Source organism: Rhizobium sophoriradicis, assembly GCF_025200795.1.
Taxonomy (GTDB): Bacteria; Pseudomonadota; Alphaproteobacteria; order Rhizobiales; family Rhizobiaceae; genus Rhizobium; species Rhizobium sophoriradicis.
Window position 1 is genome coordinate 3,411,305 of the sequence record NZ_CP104152.1, and the last position, 14,898, is coordinate 3,426,202.

General features: G+C 61.4%; 15 protein-coding genes and 1 other RNA gene. 11 read left to right on the forward strand and 5 right to left on the reverse strand.

Features of this window, described 5'->3' with window-relative positions:
- Positions 1-129: 129 nt before the first annotated feature.
- From ssrS to N2597_RS16845, 3 genes are all read right to left on the reverse strand, one after another.
- Positions 130-288, reverse strand: a non-coding RNA gene (gene ssrS / locus N2597_RS16835) — 6S RNA.
- Between the two features lie 69 nt (positions 289-357).
- Positions 358-735 (reverse strand): cell division protein ZapA, encoded by a 378-nt coding sequence (locus N2597_RS16840; RefSeq protein WP_010054570.1) that lies wholly within the window; start codon positions 733-735, stop codon positions 358-360.
- Between the two features lie 16 nt (positions 736-751).
- Positions 752-1,027, reverse strand: coding sequence for a DUF4164 domain-containing protein (locus N2597_RS16845; RefSeq protein ID WP_009994078.1), 276 nt, complete (start codon positions 1,025-1,027; stop codon positions 752-754).
- A 333-nt stretch (positions 1,028-1,360) separates the two neighbouring features.
- Between N2597_RS16845 and tkt the strand changes: the two genes are divergently transcribed.
- The 8 genes from tkt (at position 1,361) to N2597_RS16885 (ending at position 11,528) form a co-directional block, all read left to right on the forward strand.
- Positions 1,361-3,334: a transketolase gene (gene tkt / locus N2597_RS16850; RefSeq protein WP_183598273.1), complete on the forward strand. Its 1,974-nt coding sequence runs from the start codon at positions 1,361-1,363 to the stop codon at positions 3,332-3,334.
- Positions 3,335-3,414: 80 nt separating this feature from the next.
- Entirely contained in the window at positions 3,415-4,425 is a 1,011-nt protein-coding gene (gap, locus tag N2597_RS16855; protein WP_039623503.1) for a type I glyceraldehyde-3-phosphate dehydrogenase, read from the forward strand.
- Positions 4,426-4,565: 140 nt separating this feature from the next.
- Positions 4,566-4,880 (forward strand): hypothetical protein, encoded by a 315-nt coding sequence (locus tag N2597_RS16860; protein ID WP_010057399.1) that lies wholly within the window; start codon positions 4,566-4,568, stop codon positions 4,878-4,880.
- 131 nt (positions 4,881-5,011) lie between these two features.
- Positions 5,012-5,191, forward strand: a complete 180-nt coding sequence (locus tag N2597_RS16865; protein WP_096764337.1) for a hypothetical protein — start codon at positions 5,012-5,014, stop codon at positions 5,189-5,191.
- Positions 5,192-5,569: 378 nt separating this feature from the next.
- Complete coding sequence (locus N2597_RS16870) at positions 5,570-7,444, forward strand: potassium/proton antiporter (RefSeq protein ID WP_183598271.1); 1,875 nt, start codon at positions 5,570-5,572, stop codon at positions 7,442-7,444.
- 70 nt (positions 7,445-7,514) lie between these two features.
- A complete protein-coding gene (locus tag N2597_RS16875; RefSeq protein ID WP_183598269.1) occupies positions 7,515-8,717 on the forward strand; it encodes a phosphoglycerate kinase in 1,203 nt (400 codons plus the stop codon).
- A 285-nt stretch (positions 8,718-9,002) separates the two neighbouring features.
- On the forward strand, positions 9,003-10,025 hold the full coding sequence (locus tag N2597_RS16880; RefSeq protein WP_183598267.1) for a class I fructose-bisphosphate aldolase: 1,023 nt from the start codon (positions 9,003-9,005) through the stop codon (positions 10,023-10,025).
- 579 nt (positions 10,026-10,604) lie between these two features.
- On the forward strand, positions 10,605-11,528 hold the full coding sequence (locus tag N2597_RS16885; RefSeq protein WP_183598264.1) for a PhzF family protein: 924 nt from the start codon (positions 10,605-10,607) through the stop codon (positions 11,526-11,528).
- A 22-nt stretch (positions 11,529-11,550) separates the two neighbouring features.
- Here the strand turns inward: N2597_RS16885 and N2597_RS16890 are convergent, their stop codons facing one another.
- Positions 11,551-11,715, reverse strand: a complete 165-nt coding sequence (locus N2597_RS16890) for a hypothetical protein (protein WP_009996623.1) — start codon at positions 11,713-11,715, stop codon at positions 11,551-11,553.
- Positions 11,716-11,887: 172 nt separating this feature from the next.
- On the opposite strand from N2597_RS16890, the gene N2597_RS16895 reads away from it, so the two are divergent.
- The 3 genes from N2597_RS16895 (at position 11,888) to rcdA (ending at position 14,422) form a co-directional block, all read left to right on the forward strand.
- Positions 11,888-13,168: an MFS transporter gene (locus N2597_RS16895; protein ID WP_009996625.1), complete on the forward strand. Its 1,281-nt coding sequence runs from the start codon at positions 11,888-11,890 to the stop codon at positions 13,166-13,168.
- Between the two features lie 155 nt (positions 13,169-13,323).
- Positions 13,324-13,515 (forward strand): DUF1192 domain-containing protein, encoded by a 192-nt coding sequence (locus tag N2597_RS16900; RefSeq protein ID WP_096764332.1) that lies wholly within the window; start codon positions 13,324-13,326, stop codon positions 13,513-13,515.
- A gap of 391 nt (positions 13,516-13,906) precedes the next feature.
- Positions 13,907-14,422 (forward strand): protease adaptor protein RcdA, encoded by a 516-nt coding sequence (rcdA, locus tag N2597_RS16905; RefSeq protein WP_004679442.1) that lies wholly within the window; start codon positions 13,907-13,909, stop codon positions 14,420-14,422.
- A 139-nt stretch (positions 14,423-14,561) separates the two neighbouring features.
- Here rcdA and rpmE read toward each other — a convergent pair whose 3' ends face one another.
- Positions 14,562-14,783, reverse strand: a complete 222-nt coding sequence (gene rpmE / locus N2597_RS16910; RefSeq protein ID WP_009990270.1) for a 50S ribosomal protein L31 — start codon at positions 14,781-14,783, stop codon at positions 14,562-14,564.
- Between the last annotated feature and the right edge of the window lie 115 nt (positions 14,784-14,898).

Below are 14,898 nucleotides of genomic sequence, written 5' to 3' on the forward strand. Positions count from 1 at the left end.
CCGAAGCGAGAATGCGTCCTCCAGATATCACGATGCCGTCATAAAGGAAGTAGTCGCACCTGCGAAAAAAAGGCGGACGCGCGCCGCGTCGCCTGTCGATCTGCTGCCTTTGCCGGCGATGGAGAGAAAGTGCGATCCACGACGACCGATGGATGTTTACGATCCTGGGCGCCTACAAACGTAGGTGGGCACCGTGTGTCCAGGCCCACGGGCCTGGCCAGGGACAGCTCCCTTTGGATCGAGTATGGCCCCAGGGATTGTGGTTCCTGTCGAGAGGCGCAGACCGCATCGCGATATATAAGGTCGTTTGCGCCGGCGCGCCAGTGGCGACCGCAGGCCGCGCCGATTTAATTGAGATCAGTTGAGCTCGGGGGCGGTGCGGCCGTTCAGCTTGTCGGTGATGCCCCGGATGCGGCTCGACACCTCGCTGAGTGCCGCCGCCAGCGTTTCCTCGGTGCGGGCGGTTGCGGCAAGCACGGTATCGCGGTTGCCGCGCAGCGACTCGAGCTCGGATTCCAGCCCGGCGATGCGGCGCGTCAGCTCGGCAATCTCGTCCATGATCATGATGCCGGCCATGACGGTGATCCGGAGGTCGCCGATCTCGCCGAACTGATCCTTGAGATGGCCGACATAGCGATCGAAACGAGTGGCGAGGTCGGTCAGATGATCCTCCTGCCCTTCCTCGCAGGCCATGCGATAGGCCTTGCCGTCGATCGTCACCGTCACCTGCGCCATGTCATATTCTTTCTCATCAGCGATCCAGAACCGCGCGGATCGTTTCCATGGCCGTCACCAGCCGCCGCGATACCTCGCGGTTGACCTCTTCCAGCCGGTTGGCACGGAATTCGGCCTGGTCGAGCTCCTGCGCCAGCCGGGATCGGTCGGCGTGCACGCGCCGGACCTCGCCCTCGATCTCGCCCTGCTCGCGCTGCCGCTCGATGCGCATGTCGACGGCGTTTTCGAGGCTCGAAATCGCCTGTCTCAGCTCGTTGAGCGCTGCTTCCATGGTTTTGCCTGTGGGCATCATGCCTTTCCGATTCCCGCGCAGGATCCGCGAATCGGCACTCTGCACCGATCCTGTGATTTCAAAAAGGATATGCAGCTCGCCAACGGCCCGTCAATAAATCTCCCCACCCGTCCGCCGGCCTATCTTGTGGATGAGCGTTTTATCGGTGCCTCCCGCATAAAATTTGTCTTTTGTATAATCGCGCGAGCAAATGTCAAAAATCGCCGCAACCCCGCCGGATTCGGCCCGCCATTTATTGACTCGCCCGTCTTAACTGCTATGTCTCTGCCGCTTTCACTTGATGGTCTTGGAGGCTCGAGGCCATCCCCCGACACCCGAGCTTGCGGAAAAGCGATGACCTCTCCCGAACAAAACGACCGGATGGCGAATGCGATCCGTTTCCTCGCCATGGATGCCGTTGAAAAGGCAAATTCCGGCCACCCCGGCATGCCGATGGGCATGGCTGACGTGGCAACGGTCCTGTTCACCAAATATCTGCGCTTCGACCCCAAGAAGCCGCACTGGCCGAACCGCGACCGCTTCGTGCTGTCGGCCGGCCATGGCTCCATGCTGCTCTACTCGCTGCTCTATTTGACCGGCTATCCCGACATGACGGTCGAGGATCTGAAGCAGTTCCGCCAGATCGGCTCGAAGACTGCCGGCCACCCGGAATACGGCCATGCCACCGGCATCGAAACCACCACGGGCCCGCTCGGCCAGGGCATCGCCAACGCCGTCGGCATGGCGATCGCCGAACGCAAGCTGCGCGATGAATTCGGTCCGGAGCTGCAGGACCACTACACCTACGTCATCAATGGCGACGGCTGCCTGATGGAAGGCATCAGCCATGAAGCCATCGCCCTTGCCGGTCACCTGAAGCTGAACAAGCTGATCCTCTTCTGGGACAACAACTCGATCACCATTGACGGCGCCGTCTCGCTGTCGGATTCGACCGACCAGATCGCCCGCTTCAAGGCGGTTCACTGGAACACGATCGAGATCGACGGCCACGATCAGGCCGCCATCGCCGATGCGATCGAAGCCGCCCACAAGTCCGACCGCCCGACCTTCATCGCCTGCAAGACGGTCATCGGCTTCGGCGCTCCGAACAAGGCCGGCAGCCACAAGGTTCACGGCAGCCCGCTCGGCGCCGATGAAATCGCAGCGACCCGCAAGGCTCTGAATTGGGATTACGAGCCCTTCGTCGTTCCCTCCGATGTTCTCGACGCATGGCGCGCGGCCGGCACCCGCTCCGACAACATCGTCAAGGCGTGGGAAGAAACCCTCGCCAATTCACCTGTCAGGGCCGAGTTCAGCCGCCGTATTGCGGGCGATCTGCCGGAAGGCTTCGACGCGGCGATCACCGACTACAAGAAGAAACTCGCCGAGACCAAGCCGACCGTCGCCACCCGCAAGGCGTCTGAGGATGCGCTCGAAATCATCAACGGCTTCCTGCCGGAGACGCTCGGCGGCTCCGCCGACCTGACGCCGTCGAACAACACCAAGACCAGCCAGATGGTCTCCATCACCCCGACGGATTTCAAGGGCCGTTACATGCACTGGGGCATCCGCGAGCACGGCATGGCATCCGCCATGAACGGTATCTCGCTGCACGGCGGCCTCATCCCTTATGGCGGCGGCTTCATGATCTTCTCGGATTATTGCCGCCCGCCGATCCGCCTCTCGGCGCTGATGGGCATTCGTGTCATCCACGTCCTGACGCATGACTCGATCGGCGTTGGCGAAGACGGCCCGACCCACCAGCCGGTCGAGCAGATCGCCGGCCTGCGTGCCGTTCCGAACCTGCAGGTCTTCCGTCCGGCCGACGCCGTCGAGACGGCGGAATGCTGGCAGATCGCCATCAAGAGCAAGAACCGCCCGTCCGCGCTGGCTCTCACCCGCCAGAACCTGACGACCGTCCGCACCGAGTATAATGAGAAGAACCTCTGCGAGCTCGGCGCCTATACGCTCGCCGGCAACGCCGATGCCAAGGTGACGATCTTCGCTTCCGGCTCCGAGGTCGAAATCGCCGTCGCCGCCCGCGCGACCCTCGAAGCCAAGGGTGTTTCGGTGCGCGTCGTGTCGGTCCCCTGCACGGAGCTGTTTTTCGAGCAGCCGGACGCCTATCGCAAGGATATTCTCGGCAACTCGCCGGTCAAGATCGCCGTCGAAGCCGCCGTCCGCGAAGGCTGGGACGCTTTCATCGGACCGGAAGGCAGCTTCGTCGGCATGAAGGGCTTCGGCGCCTCCGGCCCGGTCAAGGACGTCTACAAGCATTTCGGCATCACTGCCGACGCCGTCGTTGCGGCTGCGGAAGCAAAGCTTTAAAGAGGGCGCCTGAGGCGCTCTCCATCTCCTCAATTCCAGGCCCTCTCTATCGGGCCCTATTCTATCGGGAGTGAATGAACATGACAGTCAAGGTTGCCATTAATGGTTTCGGCCGCATCGGCCGTAACGTCCTCCGCGCTATCGTCGAATCCGGCCGCACCGACATTGAAGTCGTCGCCATCAACGACCTCGGCCCGGTCGAGACCAACGCCCACCTGCTGCGCTACGACTCGATCCACGGCAAGTTCCCGGCAAACGTGAAGGTCGAAGGTGACACGATCACCGTCGGCAACGGCAAGCCGATCAAGGTCACGGCGATCAAGGATCCGGCGACGCTTCCGCACCGCGAACTCGGCGTCGACATTGCCATGGAATGCACCGGCATCTTCACCGCCCGCGACAAGGCTGCCGCCCATCTGACGGCCGGGGCCAAGCGCGTTATCGTCTCGGCCCCTGCCGACGGGGCCGATTTGACGGTCGTCTACGGCGTCAACCATGACCAGCTCACCAAGGAGCACATGGTCATCTCCAACGCCTCCTGCACCACCAACTGCCTGGTGCCGGTCGTCAAGGTTCTCGACGACGCCGTCGGCATCGACCACGGCTTCATGACGACCATCCACTCCTATACCGGCGACCAGCCGACGCTCGACACGATGCACAAGGACCTGTATCGCGCCCGCGCAGCTGCCCTCTCCATGATCCCGACCTCGACGGGTGCTGCCAAGGCCGTCGGCCTCGTGCTGCCGCACCTGAAGGGCAAGCTCGACGGCACCTCGATCCGCGTTCCCACCCCGAACGTCTCGGTCGTCGACTTCAAGTTCGTCGCCAAGAAGGCGACCACGGTCGGCGAAATCAACGAAGCCATCCAGGCTGCGGCAAACGGCAAGCTGAAGGGTATCCTCGGCTACACCGACGAGCCGCTCGTCTCCCGTGATTTCAACCACGACAGCCACTCCTCGATCTTCGCGACCGATCAGACCAAGGTCATGGAAGGCAACTTCGTGCGCGTCCTGTCGTGGTACGACAACGAGTGGGGCTTCTCCAGCCGCATGTCGGACACGGCTGTCGCCTTTGCCAAGCTCATCTGAGAGCCTGACGAACGAATAATCGCAAGCGGCCCGGGAAACCGGGCCGTTTTGTTATAGGCGCCACGCCGGATCGATTGCGAAACCTGATATGGTGCACCAAGCCCTAACCGCATTGCGGCCGGGCAGATAGGGAGAGATGCATGGATTACTTTACCGTTGAGATCGCCGGCCGCGCCATTGCCAGCTTTCGCTCGAAAAACCATGAGGAAGCGACACATTTCTTCGAGGCGGAAGATTTTCGCGACGACTTGACCATCCTGGAGTCCGAGGGCAAGCCCCTGTGGGATCGCAAGGCCGCGCTCAGCCTGCGCAAGGCGACCGCCGAGGAAGCCAGTGAAGTCGAGCACGCCTATGAATTCGATGACGATCCGCAAAGGACCATCGACGACGAATTCGTCGTTTTCCTGGTTCCGGTCGAGGATCTGACTGACGATGGTGACGACACCTCAGACTGAGCATCGTCTTCCTGTTTTGAAAGCCACTTCGAAGCGACGGGTTCGGTAGCCGCCAGGATGGAATCACGGTTGGCAATCCGCTGTCCAATCGTGATAGACTGAGGCTGAAATGACCCAAGCGGAGGCGATAAATGGCAGTGCCGCAAAAACGCTTGTCCCACACCAGCCTCAAGCGACGGCAGCGGTTTCATCCCAAGCGGGACGTCCGACCTGCCGTGCTGGCAAAGGCTGATCGTCTGGTGATCCGTTTTGTCGCGGCGATCGGCCTTGCGTTTCTCGCCGTCATCATACTTCAGGCAGTGTTGGGATAGCACTCGCTCAATCCGGCGCTGCAATCCCCTCCTCCCGTCATCGGGCAAGACGAACGGGGCGTGAACGCAGGAGCGTGCCTTATCCTGTCGCCATTCGCAGATAACGGCAGGAAAAATCGATCTTCCTGGCTTTCGCCCTGCTCTTGCCTGATTTGCTTATACATTCTTTGTAGAGAATTTCTCCCGTAGCATTTCCGTGTCGGTCGCCGTCCGGCAGCCGTTCAGCAGCATGATGCAGAACGAGACGAGGTTAAGCCGCAAGGCCTACCCTTCTCTGCCGTTTTGCCGTTTACTGATGGACCGACGCGCGTGGTGGAGGGTGGAAATAGACGGATCGGCCGGAGGGTGGCCATATCCGCGAAGTGGAAAGGGGCGGGCATGGAAGCGTTCTATATCGTGGTGCTGGTTGCGACGGCGCTCGTGCTTATGGCCGCTTTTTCCAGCCTTCTCGCCTTCCGCTTCGGCGCGCCGCTGCTGCTGCTGTTCCTGATGATCGGCCTTGCCGCCGGCGTCGATGGCCTTGGCATCGAGTTCAGCAACAACTATCTCGCCTATATTCTCGGCTCCATAGCGCTCGCGGTCATCCTCTTCGATTCCGGCTTCGGTACACCGATACAGGCCTTCCGGCTCGCGGCCGTTCCCTCTCTCACGCTCGCCTCTGTCGGTGTGCTGATCACCGCCTCGCTCTTTGCCGTCGTCGCCATGTGGCTTTTGAATTTCACCTGGCTCGAAGGTCTGCTGCTCGGCTCGATCGTGGCGTCGACGGATGCCGCCGCCGTCTTCTTCCTGCTGCGCATCGGCGGCATCAATATCCGCGACAAGGTGCGCTCGACGCTCGAAGTCGAATCCGGCACCAACGATCCGATGGCGATCTTCCTCACCATCGCCCTTGTCGAAGTGCTGGCGAGCGGCGAGCGTTATGCCGGCATCAATATCGGCATGCTCGCCATGTTCGTGCAGCAGATGGGCCTTGGCGTCATCCTCGGCCTGCTCGGCGGCATGATGATCGTGCTGATCGTCAGCAAGCTCGATACCGATCGCGGCCTGACGCCGATCTTCGTGCTGGCTCTCGCCCTTCTCGTCTTCTCCTTTACCGGCGCGGTCGGCGGCAGCGGCTTCCTTGCCGTTTACGTCGCCGGCATCTACGCCGGAAACCGCAAGATGCAGGCGATCGGCACCATCAAGCGCTTTCAGGACGGCATGACCTGGCTCGCGCAGATCATCATGTTCCTGGTGCTCGGCCTGCTCGCCACGCCGTCGCAATTCCCGGTGATCATCGTGCCGGCCATCCTGCTCGCCCTGTTCCTGATCTTCATCGCCCGGCCGCTGGCGATTTGGCTGTCGCTGCTTCCCTTTGATTACACCCAGCAGGAAATCGGTTTCGTCGCCTGGGTCGGTCTGCGCGGCGCCGTCTCCATCCTGCTCGCCATCATGCCGATCCTCGGCGGGCTGGAAAACGGCCAGATCTTCTTCAACACGGCCTTCATCATCGTGCTGGTCTCGCTGCTGCTCCAGGGCTGGACGATCAAACCGGTTGCCAAGAAGCTCGGCCTGATCATTCCGCCGCGCATCGGCGCCGTCGACAAGGTCGAGGTCGACCTGCCGGGTGCCGCCAACCATGAACTGCTCTCCTATCGCGTCATCAAGGATAGCCCGGTGCTGCGCGGCGAGCGCATTCCTCGCTGGGCAACCCCCTCGCTTGTCATCCGCGACGGCAAATCGATGCGCTATCAATATGCCGGGCGGCTGCGCGAGAACGATCTCGTTTATCTTTTCATCGTACCGAGCTATTCCCGCCTGCTGGACCGGCTCTTCGCCAGCCGTGCACCGGTGGACGAAGACGATGCCGAATTCTTCGGTGCCTTCGCGCTCTCGCCTGCCCGCCCCGCCGCCGATCTCGACGCCGCCTACGGTCCCGGCCTGCTCAACGAATCCGAAAAGGGCCTGACGATCGCCGAATTGATGCGCCAGCGCCTCGGCGGCAAGGCCGATTATGCCGACCGCGTCCGTCTCGGCTCGATCATTCTCATCGTCCGCGATCTCGACGAGCACGACCACGTCACCTCCGTCGGCATGTCGCTCGAAGCGGTCGAACCGGCAATCACTCTGCCGATCTTCATCAATCTCAAGGACATCATCCAGCGCATCCGCGACCGGCTGAAGGGACGCCGGAACCGCGATGCGGCGGCCTCCGAAAACGCGCCGAAAGCATCGGCCGGACGCGAGGAAGCCAGACGCGAAAACGGCCGTTGAACGCCTTGCGTCACGAATGATCCTTGCTATGGTCGGCGCAACTTCCGCCAACCAAGACTGGATCCTCCCCATGCCTGCTTTCAAGACCCTCGACGATCTTTCCGACATCAGCGGCAAGCGCGTGCTCGTCCGCGTCGACCTCAACGTTCCGGTCAAGGATGGCAAGGTCACCGATACGACGCGCATCGAGCGTGTGGCGCCGACGATCCTCGAATTGTCCGACAAGGGCGCCAAGGTGATCCTGCTCGCCCATTTCGGCCGGCCGAAGGATGGCCCGTCGCCTGATCTGTCGCTGTCGCTGATCGCCCCTTCCGTCGAGGAAGTGCTCGATCATGCCGTGCTGACTGCCTCCGACTGCATCGGCGACGCCGCCGCCTCGGCCGTCGCCGCGATGAATGACGGCGATATTCTGCTGATGGAAAACACCCGCTTCCACAAAGGCGAGGAGAAGAACGAGCCCGACTTCACCAAGGCGCTTGCCGCCAACGGCGATATTTATGTCAACGACGCCTTCTCCGCCGCTCATCGCGCCCATGCCTCGACCGAGGGCCTTGCTCACCATCTGCCGGCCTATGCCGGCCGCACCATGCAGGCCGAACTGGAAGCACTGGAAAAGGGCCTCGGCGCCCCGGCCCGCCCGGTGGTCGCCATCGTCGGCGGCGCCAAGGTCTCCACCAAGATCGACCTCCTGATGAACCTGGTGAAGAAGGTCGACGCGCTGGTCATCGGCGGCGGCATGGCCAACACCTTTATCGCCGCCCGCGGCACCAATGTCGGCAAGTCGCTCTGCGAGCATGATCTTGCCGAAACCGCCAAGCAGATCATGATCGAGGCGGCGACATCAGGCTGCGCCATCATCCTGCCGGAGGACGGCGTCGTCGCCCGCGAATTTAAGGCGGGTGCCGCCAACGAGACAGTCGATATCGACGCCATTCCCGCCGATGCCATGGTGCTCGACGTCGGGCCGAAATCGGTCGAGGCTATCAACGCCTGGATCGAGCGCGCCGCAACGCTCGTCTGGAACGGGCCGCTCGGCGCCTTCGAAATCGAGCCCTTCGACACCGCAACGGTTGCTGCCGCGAAATACGCCGCTGAGCGCACTGCAGCCGGAAAGCTCACCTCGGTTGCCGGTGGCGGCGACACCGTTTCGGCGCTCAACCATGCCGGCGTTGCCGACGATTTCACCTATGTCTCGACCGCCGGTGGCGCCTTCCTCGAATGGATGGAAGGCAAGGAGCTCCCCGGCGTCGCCGTCCTCAACGCCGCCAGATAAGACCGAGCGCCTTGGCGCGAAAAAACGCATTCGGCGTCGCACCTTGCAATAGGCGGTGCGGCGCCGCCAACGCAATTTGGCAGGTTTTACATGTGGATAGACCGCGGTGGCGAGGAGCCTTCCGTGGTCTTTTGCTCAAGCGTCGGAAAAAATCCCATTTTTTCAAACGATTGAATTGATTTCAATCGTTTCAATGACTTAGCCTTCCATTTTCCTCACTATAAACTTCTGTTATCGCCGTCCTATATTCTTAAACCGCCGATGTTAACGCTGTGGAGAGATCGAATGAGCGAACGACTGGAAGACATTGCAGTGCAGATGGTTGCGGGCGGCCGGGGACTGCTTGCGGCTGACGAATCGACCTCCACCATCAAGAAGCGTTTCGACACGATCAATCTCGAATCGACCGAAACCAGCCGCCGCGACTACCGCGAGATGCTCTTCCGCTCCGACGAGGCGATGAAGAAATATATCTCCGGCGTCATCCTTTTCGAAGAGACGCTTTTCCAGAAGGCCGCCGACGGCACGCCTTTCGTCGACATCATCCGCGCTGCCGGTTCCATTCCCGGCATCAAGGTCGATACCGGCGCCAAGCCGATGGCCAAATTCCCCGGCGAAACCATCACCGAAGGCCTCGACGGCCTCGGCGAGCGCCTTGCCCGCTATTATGAAGCCGGCGCCCGTTTCGCCAAATGGCGCGGCGTCATCGCCATCTCGTCCTCGCTGCCGACCCGCGGCTCGGTCCGTGCCAACGCTCAGGCGCTCGCCCGCTATGCAGCTCTCTGCCAGGAAGCCAAGATCGTACCGATCGTCGAGCCGGAATGCCTGATGGACGGCAAGCCGGGCGACCACAATATCGACCGCTGCGCCGAAGTCACTGAATCCACCCTGCGCATTGTTTTCGAGGAACTGGCCGAAGCCCGCGTCAGCCTCGAAGGCATGATCCTGAAGCCGAATATGGTCATCGACGGCAAGAACGCCCGCAAGGCATCGGTCGAGGAAGTTGCCGAGCGCACCGTCAAGGTTCTGAAGGCGACCGTTCCCTCCGCCGTTCCCGGCATCGCCTTCCTTTCCGGCGGCCAGACCACGGAAGAAGCAACTGCCCACCTTTCCGCGATCAACGGCCATGACCTGCCCTGGCTCGTCACTTTCTCCTATGGCCGCGCCCTGCAGGACAGCGCCCTCAAAACCTGGAACGGCAAGCCGGAAAATGTCGCCGCCGGCCAGCGCGAATTCACCCACCGCGCCGAGATGAACAGCCTTGCCGCCAAGGGCAGCTGGAAGAAGGACCTGGAAAAGGCCGCTTGATTTTTGGACTTGGTTCGGGCGGGGGCAGCGAACGCAGCGTTGCCGCTCCCGCCCGGTCCCCTCGCCTCCCTCATTCCTGTGCACCTTAGGGCTTCGCCCAACGGAGGTCACAGGAGGGAGCATATGGTGAGTGCCGGCCGAATGAAGCACCCGGTGCGGTGTGCCTGTGTACGCCGGCCGCGAGTTTGGCGAGAACGCCAACCTCACCCTCAGTCATCCCAGGCCTTGAGCCTGGGATCCATGCGACTGCTGCTGACGGATGCGGTGTGGATGCTCGGCTCAAGGCAAGCTCAAGGCGGAGCATGACGGACCGTGGGGTCGGCACGAGAAACCATTCACAGCGCACGCCCGTGTCAGCGACGCCATCCGCTAGCGAAACCAGACAATGTCACGGCCTCAACTGACTTGTGAGGGGAACGTGGAGAGACGCCGCCCTCTCCATTGCCGCCGAGGAAGTTGCGGGGACAATCAGTCCGGCGCGTAAGACGCTCACCCTCTCATTGTCACGGCGACAAGAAACCGCTTCATTCCCTTAAAAACCATGCTTACTCATAACGGCCCGTCACCACTGGAGCCGCCATGAACACCCTCTCCTACGTCACCGTCGACGTCTTCACGTCCACCCGCTTCGAGGGCAATCCGCTTGCCGTCATTTCCGATGCCCGGGGCTTGAGCGATGCGGCGATGCAGAAGATCGCCACCGAGTTCAACTATTCCGAAGTCACCTTCGTCCTGCCGCCGGAAGATCCGCGGAATTCGGCCCGCGTGCGCATCTTCACGCCGACGATGGAAATACCCTTCGCCGGCCATCCGAATGTCGGCACCGCCTATGTGCTCGGCCGGCAGGCGGAGATCTTCGGCAAGCCGGTCGGCGACAGGCTACGCTTCGAGGAAAAGGCCGGCATCGTCGAAGTCGACCTGAAACGCAACCACGGACAGATCGAGGCCACCGCCATCCGCGCGCCGCGGCCGCTGACGGTCGGCGATACTATTGCCGAGGAAACCGTCGCCCGCTGCATCTCGCTCGATCCCAGCGCCGTCGTCACCACCACCCACGCGCCGGTCTTTGCCTCCGTCGGCCTGAATTTCGCCGTCGCCGAATTGAAGGGGCTCGAAACCCTGGCCGCCGCCCGCCCGAACCTCGCCGGCTTCCAGGCGGCCGCAGGCCGCCATACGACGAGCGGCCACGACTTCTCGCTCTTTGTCTATGCCAGATCGGCCGAGAACCCGTGGAACATTTGCGCCCGCATGTTCGCGCCCCTCGACAACGTGCCTGAGGACCCGGCTACCGGCAGCGCTTCGGCCGCACTCGGCGCCTATCTCGTGTCGCTTGCGCCGGAAGCCGATATGGACGTCCGCATCACCATCGAACAAGGCGTTGAAATGGGCCGCCGTAGCATCATTGACCTTGATGTCTTAAAATCGCGGGGCATCGTCACCGATGTCGTCATCTCGGGACGCTGCGTTGCCGTCATGTGCGGAGAAATCATCCTGCAAGACTGATTGCCCCGGATAGAGTACCAGCTCACATCAGGAAATCGCGCGATAAGAGCGCCACGGCCCAAACGCCGAAGGCGATCAGCGCGATCTTCCAGAAATCCATGCGCCGCCGGAGGCCGGGGAACCCGAGGGGCTTGATCACCTGTATCGCCATGGCAAGCATGAGCAGCAAGGCTATCAGCTTTGTCATGCTTTATTTTTTCCATTTTTCGGAATGTCACAGGACGGACATTTTTCCGCGCGAACAAGAGCATCTCGACACGCCGTAAAGAGATTCCGGGGCACAATCAATCATCTTGAGGCTGGCCAGACGCAGGTCTCGCCTTATGTCCGTTTACAATTGCTGAGACCGAGCTGGGGAAATGAAGAGAAATCTGCTGTCCGTCGCCGCGTTGCTGTTTGGCACGCTCTTCCTTTTCATGGGCAACGGCCTACAGGGCATCCTGCTCCCGGTGCGCGGTAATATCGAAGGATATACCACGACAACGCTCGGCCTGCTTGGCACCTCATGGGCCGGCGGCTTCGTCATCGGCTGCCTGGTGGCGCCGAAACTGGTGCGCCGCGTCGGCCATGTCAGAGCCTTTTCCGGCTTCATCTCGATCATCGCCATCATCGCGCTGGTGAGCGGCATCATCATCGATCCAATCTGGTGGGTGGTCCTGCGCACCGTCACCGGTTTCTCCACTGCCGGCACGTCGATGATCATCGAAAGCTGGCTGAACGAGCGTGCGAGCAACGAAAGCCGCGGCGCAATATTCTCCCTCTACATCTGCATCACGCTGATCGGCGTCGTCGCCGGCCAGATGATGATCCCGCTCGAGGACGTGCGTACGCCGGTGCTGTTCATGATCTGCGGCATATTCTATTGCATCGCCATGCTGCCGACGACGCTTTCGACCGCCGCCTCGCCGCAGCCGCTGAAGGCCGTTCGCCTCGACCTGCCGGCGCTCTACCGCAATTCGCCCGTCTCCTGCCTCGGCATCCTGCTCGTCGGCATCGCCAACGGCGCCTATGGCACGCTGGGCGCCGTCTTCGGCGCCGGCGCCGGTCTTTCCGACACCAGCATCGCCGTCATGATGAGCGCCACCATCTTCGCCGGCGCCATGATGCAGCTGCCGGCCGGCCGACTTTCCGATCGGATCGACCGGCGCTACGTGCTCGCCGCCATGTCGGCGATCGCCGCCCTCGCCGGCCTGCTGATCTTCATGCTCCACCCGACATCGCCCGCCTTGCTGATCGGGTTGGTTGTCCTTTACGGCGCGGTGGCCAATACGCTCTACCCGATCGCCGTCGCTCACGCGAACGACTTCGCGGCATCGGAGGATTTCGTCAAGGTCTCCGGCGGACTGCTGCTCCTCTACGGCATCGGCACCGTCATAGGCCCGACGCTCGGCGGCCCCGTGATGTCGGTCATCACCCCGCACGCGCTGTTCCTCGTCACCGCCGTCGCCCATGTGCTGATCACCGTTTATGCCATTATCAGAAGCCGCATCCGCGCCGCCGTCCCGGCCAGCGACCGCGACGCCTATACGACGATCCCGACCGGCACTTCGCCGATGCTGACGCCGCAAAGCATGTCGCTCGCCGATCGCGGCACCGGCAAGTCTCCCGAAAGCGGCGATTCTGCTGTAAAGTTCGGATAAAGCGTCCCGCAAACCGCGCCCGCGATTTGCTCCGTGGCTAGCCAAACCAGAAATGCTCTCGGTACGGGTGGACTTGCGCCAGATCGGCCTAAATCTCGATTCCGTATCGCCTGTATTTTCCGGCATCATGTTGCCAACAGCACGGAGGAGAACCAATGAGCTTTATCGATGACGACAGACCGCAGAAGAAAACCGCCCACGAGGTCGGCGCCGATCTCTCCATGCTGTCGGTGGATGAGCTGAAGGCACGGGTGGAATTGCTGAAAGCAGAGATCGCCCGGCTCGAAGCCGAAGCCGCCCGCAAGGCCTCCGGACGGCAGGCGGCTGAAAGCTTCTTCCGCACATGATCGGTTAAAAGCCTCGAAAAACAAGACCATAGGCAGGCAAAATGAGCCTGCCTCAAGTCTTCATTCGGCACAATGTTAATAAATTATTAAGCTTTATAAGGTATTACTGTATTCATCCAGAATTTCTCTGGATTTCAGACAGTTTTCCACGCGGTGAATTGGTCTGATTTTTCTCCCTGTTTTACCTTGAGAGCCGCTTTTGCGGCTCTTCTTTTTGCTGCGGCCGGCGCATTTCCATGAAACTGTGGAGATTAACCCTTTCTTAAGAAACGGCTTGCGCATTTGCGCTAATGATACCATCTTAAAGTCATAAAGACCGGACGCGGAAACTTTTCCGTCGGAGCCGGCGTTACCTGACCATAAGTAGCTGCGTGCAACAGGGACTATTGCGATGTCGGAAGTTGGATTGAACACGATCAGTTTTGCGGGCCGCGCGGCTGCATCCTCGCAGTTCAAGGCGCTTTATGCCGAAGGCATGTCGCTGGTCGAAGAGACCGCCGCCTATCTCGACGGCCAGGGCCGCGCAGCCTCCAAGGTTTTGCCGCGCATGGCGTCTGTCCTCTACGCCGCTGAATCGATGCGGCTGACCACCCGCCTGATGCAGATGGCCTCCTGGCTGCTGCTGCAGCGCGCCGTCAACAACGGCGAGATGTCCCGCGACCAGGTGCTGGCCGAAAAGAACAAGGTTCGCCTCGACGGCTTCAACGTCGACCGCGCCGCACCGGGCTGGGGCGATCTGCCGGAATCCTTCCGCGATCTCGTCGAGCGCTCCCTGCGCCTGCAGAACCGCATTGCCTTGCTTGATCGCGAAATCTATCGTCCGGCCGAGGCCGTGATCGTTCACGATAATCAGAATAGCGTCCAGGCTCAGCTTTCCCTGCTGCAGACGGCTTTCGGCAACAACTGACCAGTTCATGAGAGAATTCATATGTAACCGGCTGCGCTCCGCGCGGCCGGTTTTTTGTTGCCGATGTGCCTCAGCATTCGTACAACGCAAAAAAGCCCGGCAAAGCCGAGCTCTTTCAAATTCCGTCGAGCAGAAGCGATTAGAGGCCGAGGCCGCCGAAACGCTTGTTGAACTTGGAGACGCGGCCGCCGCGGTCCATGAGCTGCTGGTTGCCGCCCGTCCAGGCCGGGTGCGACTTGGAATCGATCTCGAGATTCATGACAGCGCCTTCCGAACCCCAGGTCGAGCGGGTTTCGTATTCGGTGCCATCGGTCATGACTACCTTGATCGTGTGATAGTCGGGATGGATGCCTGCCTTCATAACAATCTTCCTGCGATACCGGAGTTCAATTTGCCGCATGCAGTTGCGGCCACCGAACCGATTGAATAAATGAAGCCGCAGTCGTGATGGCTACGGCTTCCCATTAGGATGGCGT

What these genes read in the sequence shown, in the direction of transcription:
- rpmE (WP_009990270.1), bottom strand. Translation starts at nt 14,783, where the DNA reads ATGAAGGCAGGCATCCATCCCGACTATCACACGATCAAGGTAGTCATG.
- N2597_RS16865 (WP_096764337.1), top strand. Translation starts at nt 5,012, where the DNA reads ATGGCAGTGCCGCAAAAACGCTTGTCCCACACCAGCCTCAAGCGACGG.
- N2597_RS16845 (WP_009994078.1), bottom strand. Translation starts at nt 1,027, where the DNA reads ATGATGCCCACAGGCAAAACCATGGAAGCAGCGCTCAACGAGCTGAGA.
- N2597_RS16880 (WP_183598267.1), top strand. Translation starts at nt 9,003, where the DNA reads ATGAGCGAACGACTGGAAGACATTGCAGTGCAGATGGTTGCGGGCGGC.
- N2597_RS16890 (WP_009996623.1), bottom strand. Translation starts at nt 11,715, where the DNA reads ATGACAAAGCTGATAGCCTTGCTGCTCATGCTTGCCATGGCGATACAG.
- N2597_RS16840 (WP_010054570.1), bottom strand. Translation starts at nt 735, where the DNA reads ATGGCGCAGGTGACGGTGACGATCGACGGCAAGGCCTATCGCATGGCC.
- N2597_RS16875 (WP_183598269.1), top strand. Translation starts at nt 7,515, where the DNA reads ATGCCTGCTTTCAAGACCCTCGACGATCTTTCCGACATCAGCGGCAAG.
- rcdA (WP_004679442.1), top strand. Translation starts at nt 13,907, where the DNA reads ATGTCGGAAGTTGGATTGAACACGATCAGTTTTGCGGGCCGCGCGGCT.
- gap (WP_039623503.1), top strand. Translation starts at nt 3,415, where the DNA reads ATGACAGTCAAGGTTGCCATTAATGGTTTCGGCCGCATCGGCCGTAAC.
- N2597_RS16900 (WP_096764332.1), top strand. Translation starts at nt 13,324, where the DNA reads ATGAGCTTTATCGATGACGACAGACCGCAGAAGAAAACCGCCCACGAG.
- N2597_RS16860 (WP_010057399.1), top strand. Translation starts at nt 4,566, where the DNA reads ATGGATTACTTTACCGTTGAGATCGCCGGCCGCGCCATTGCCAGCTTT.
- tkt (WP_183598273.1), top strand. Translation starts at nt 1,361, where the DNA reads ATGACCTCTCCCGAACAAAACGACCGGATGGCGAATGCGATCCGTTTC.
- N2597_RS16895 (WP_009996625.1), top strand. Translation starts at nt 11,888, where the DNA reads ATGAAGAGAAATCTGCTGTCCGTCGCCGCGTTGCTGTTTGGCACGCTC.
- N2597_RS16885 (WP_183598264.1), top strand. Translation starts at nt 10,605, where the DNA reads ATGAACACCCTCTCCTACGTCACCGTCGACGTCTTCACGTCCACCCGC.
- N2597_RS16870 (WP_183598271.1), top strand. Translation starts at nt 5,570, where the DNA reads ATGGAAGCGTTCTATATCGTGGTGCTGGTTGCGACGGCGCTCGTGCTT.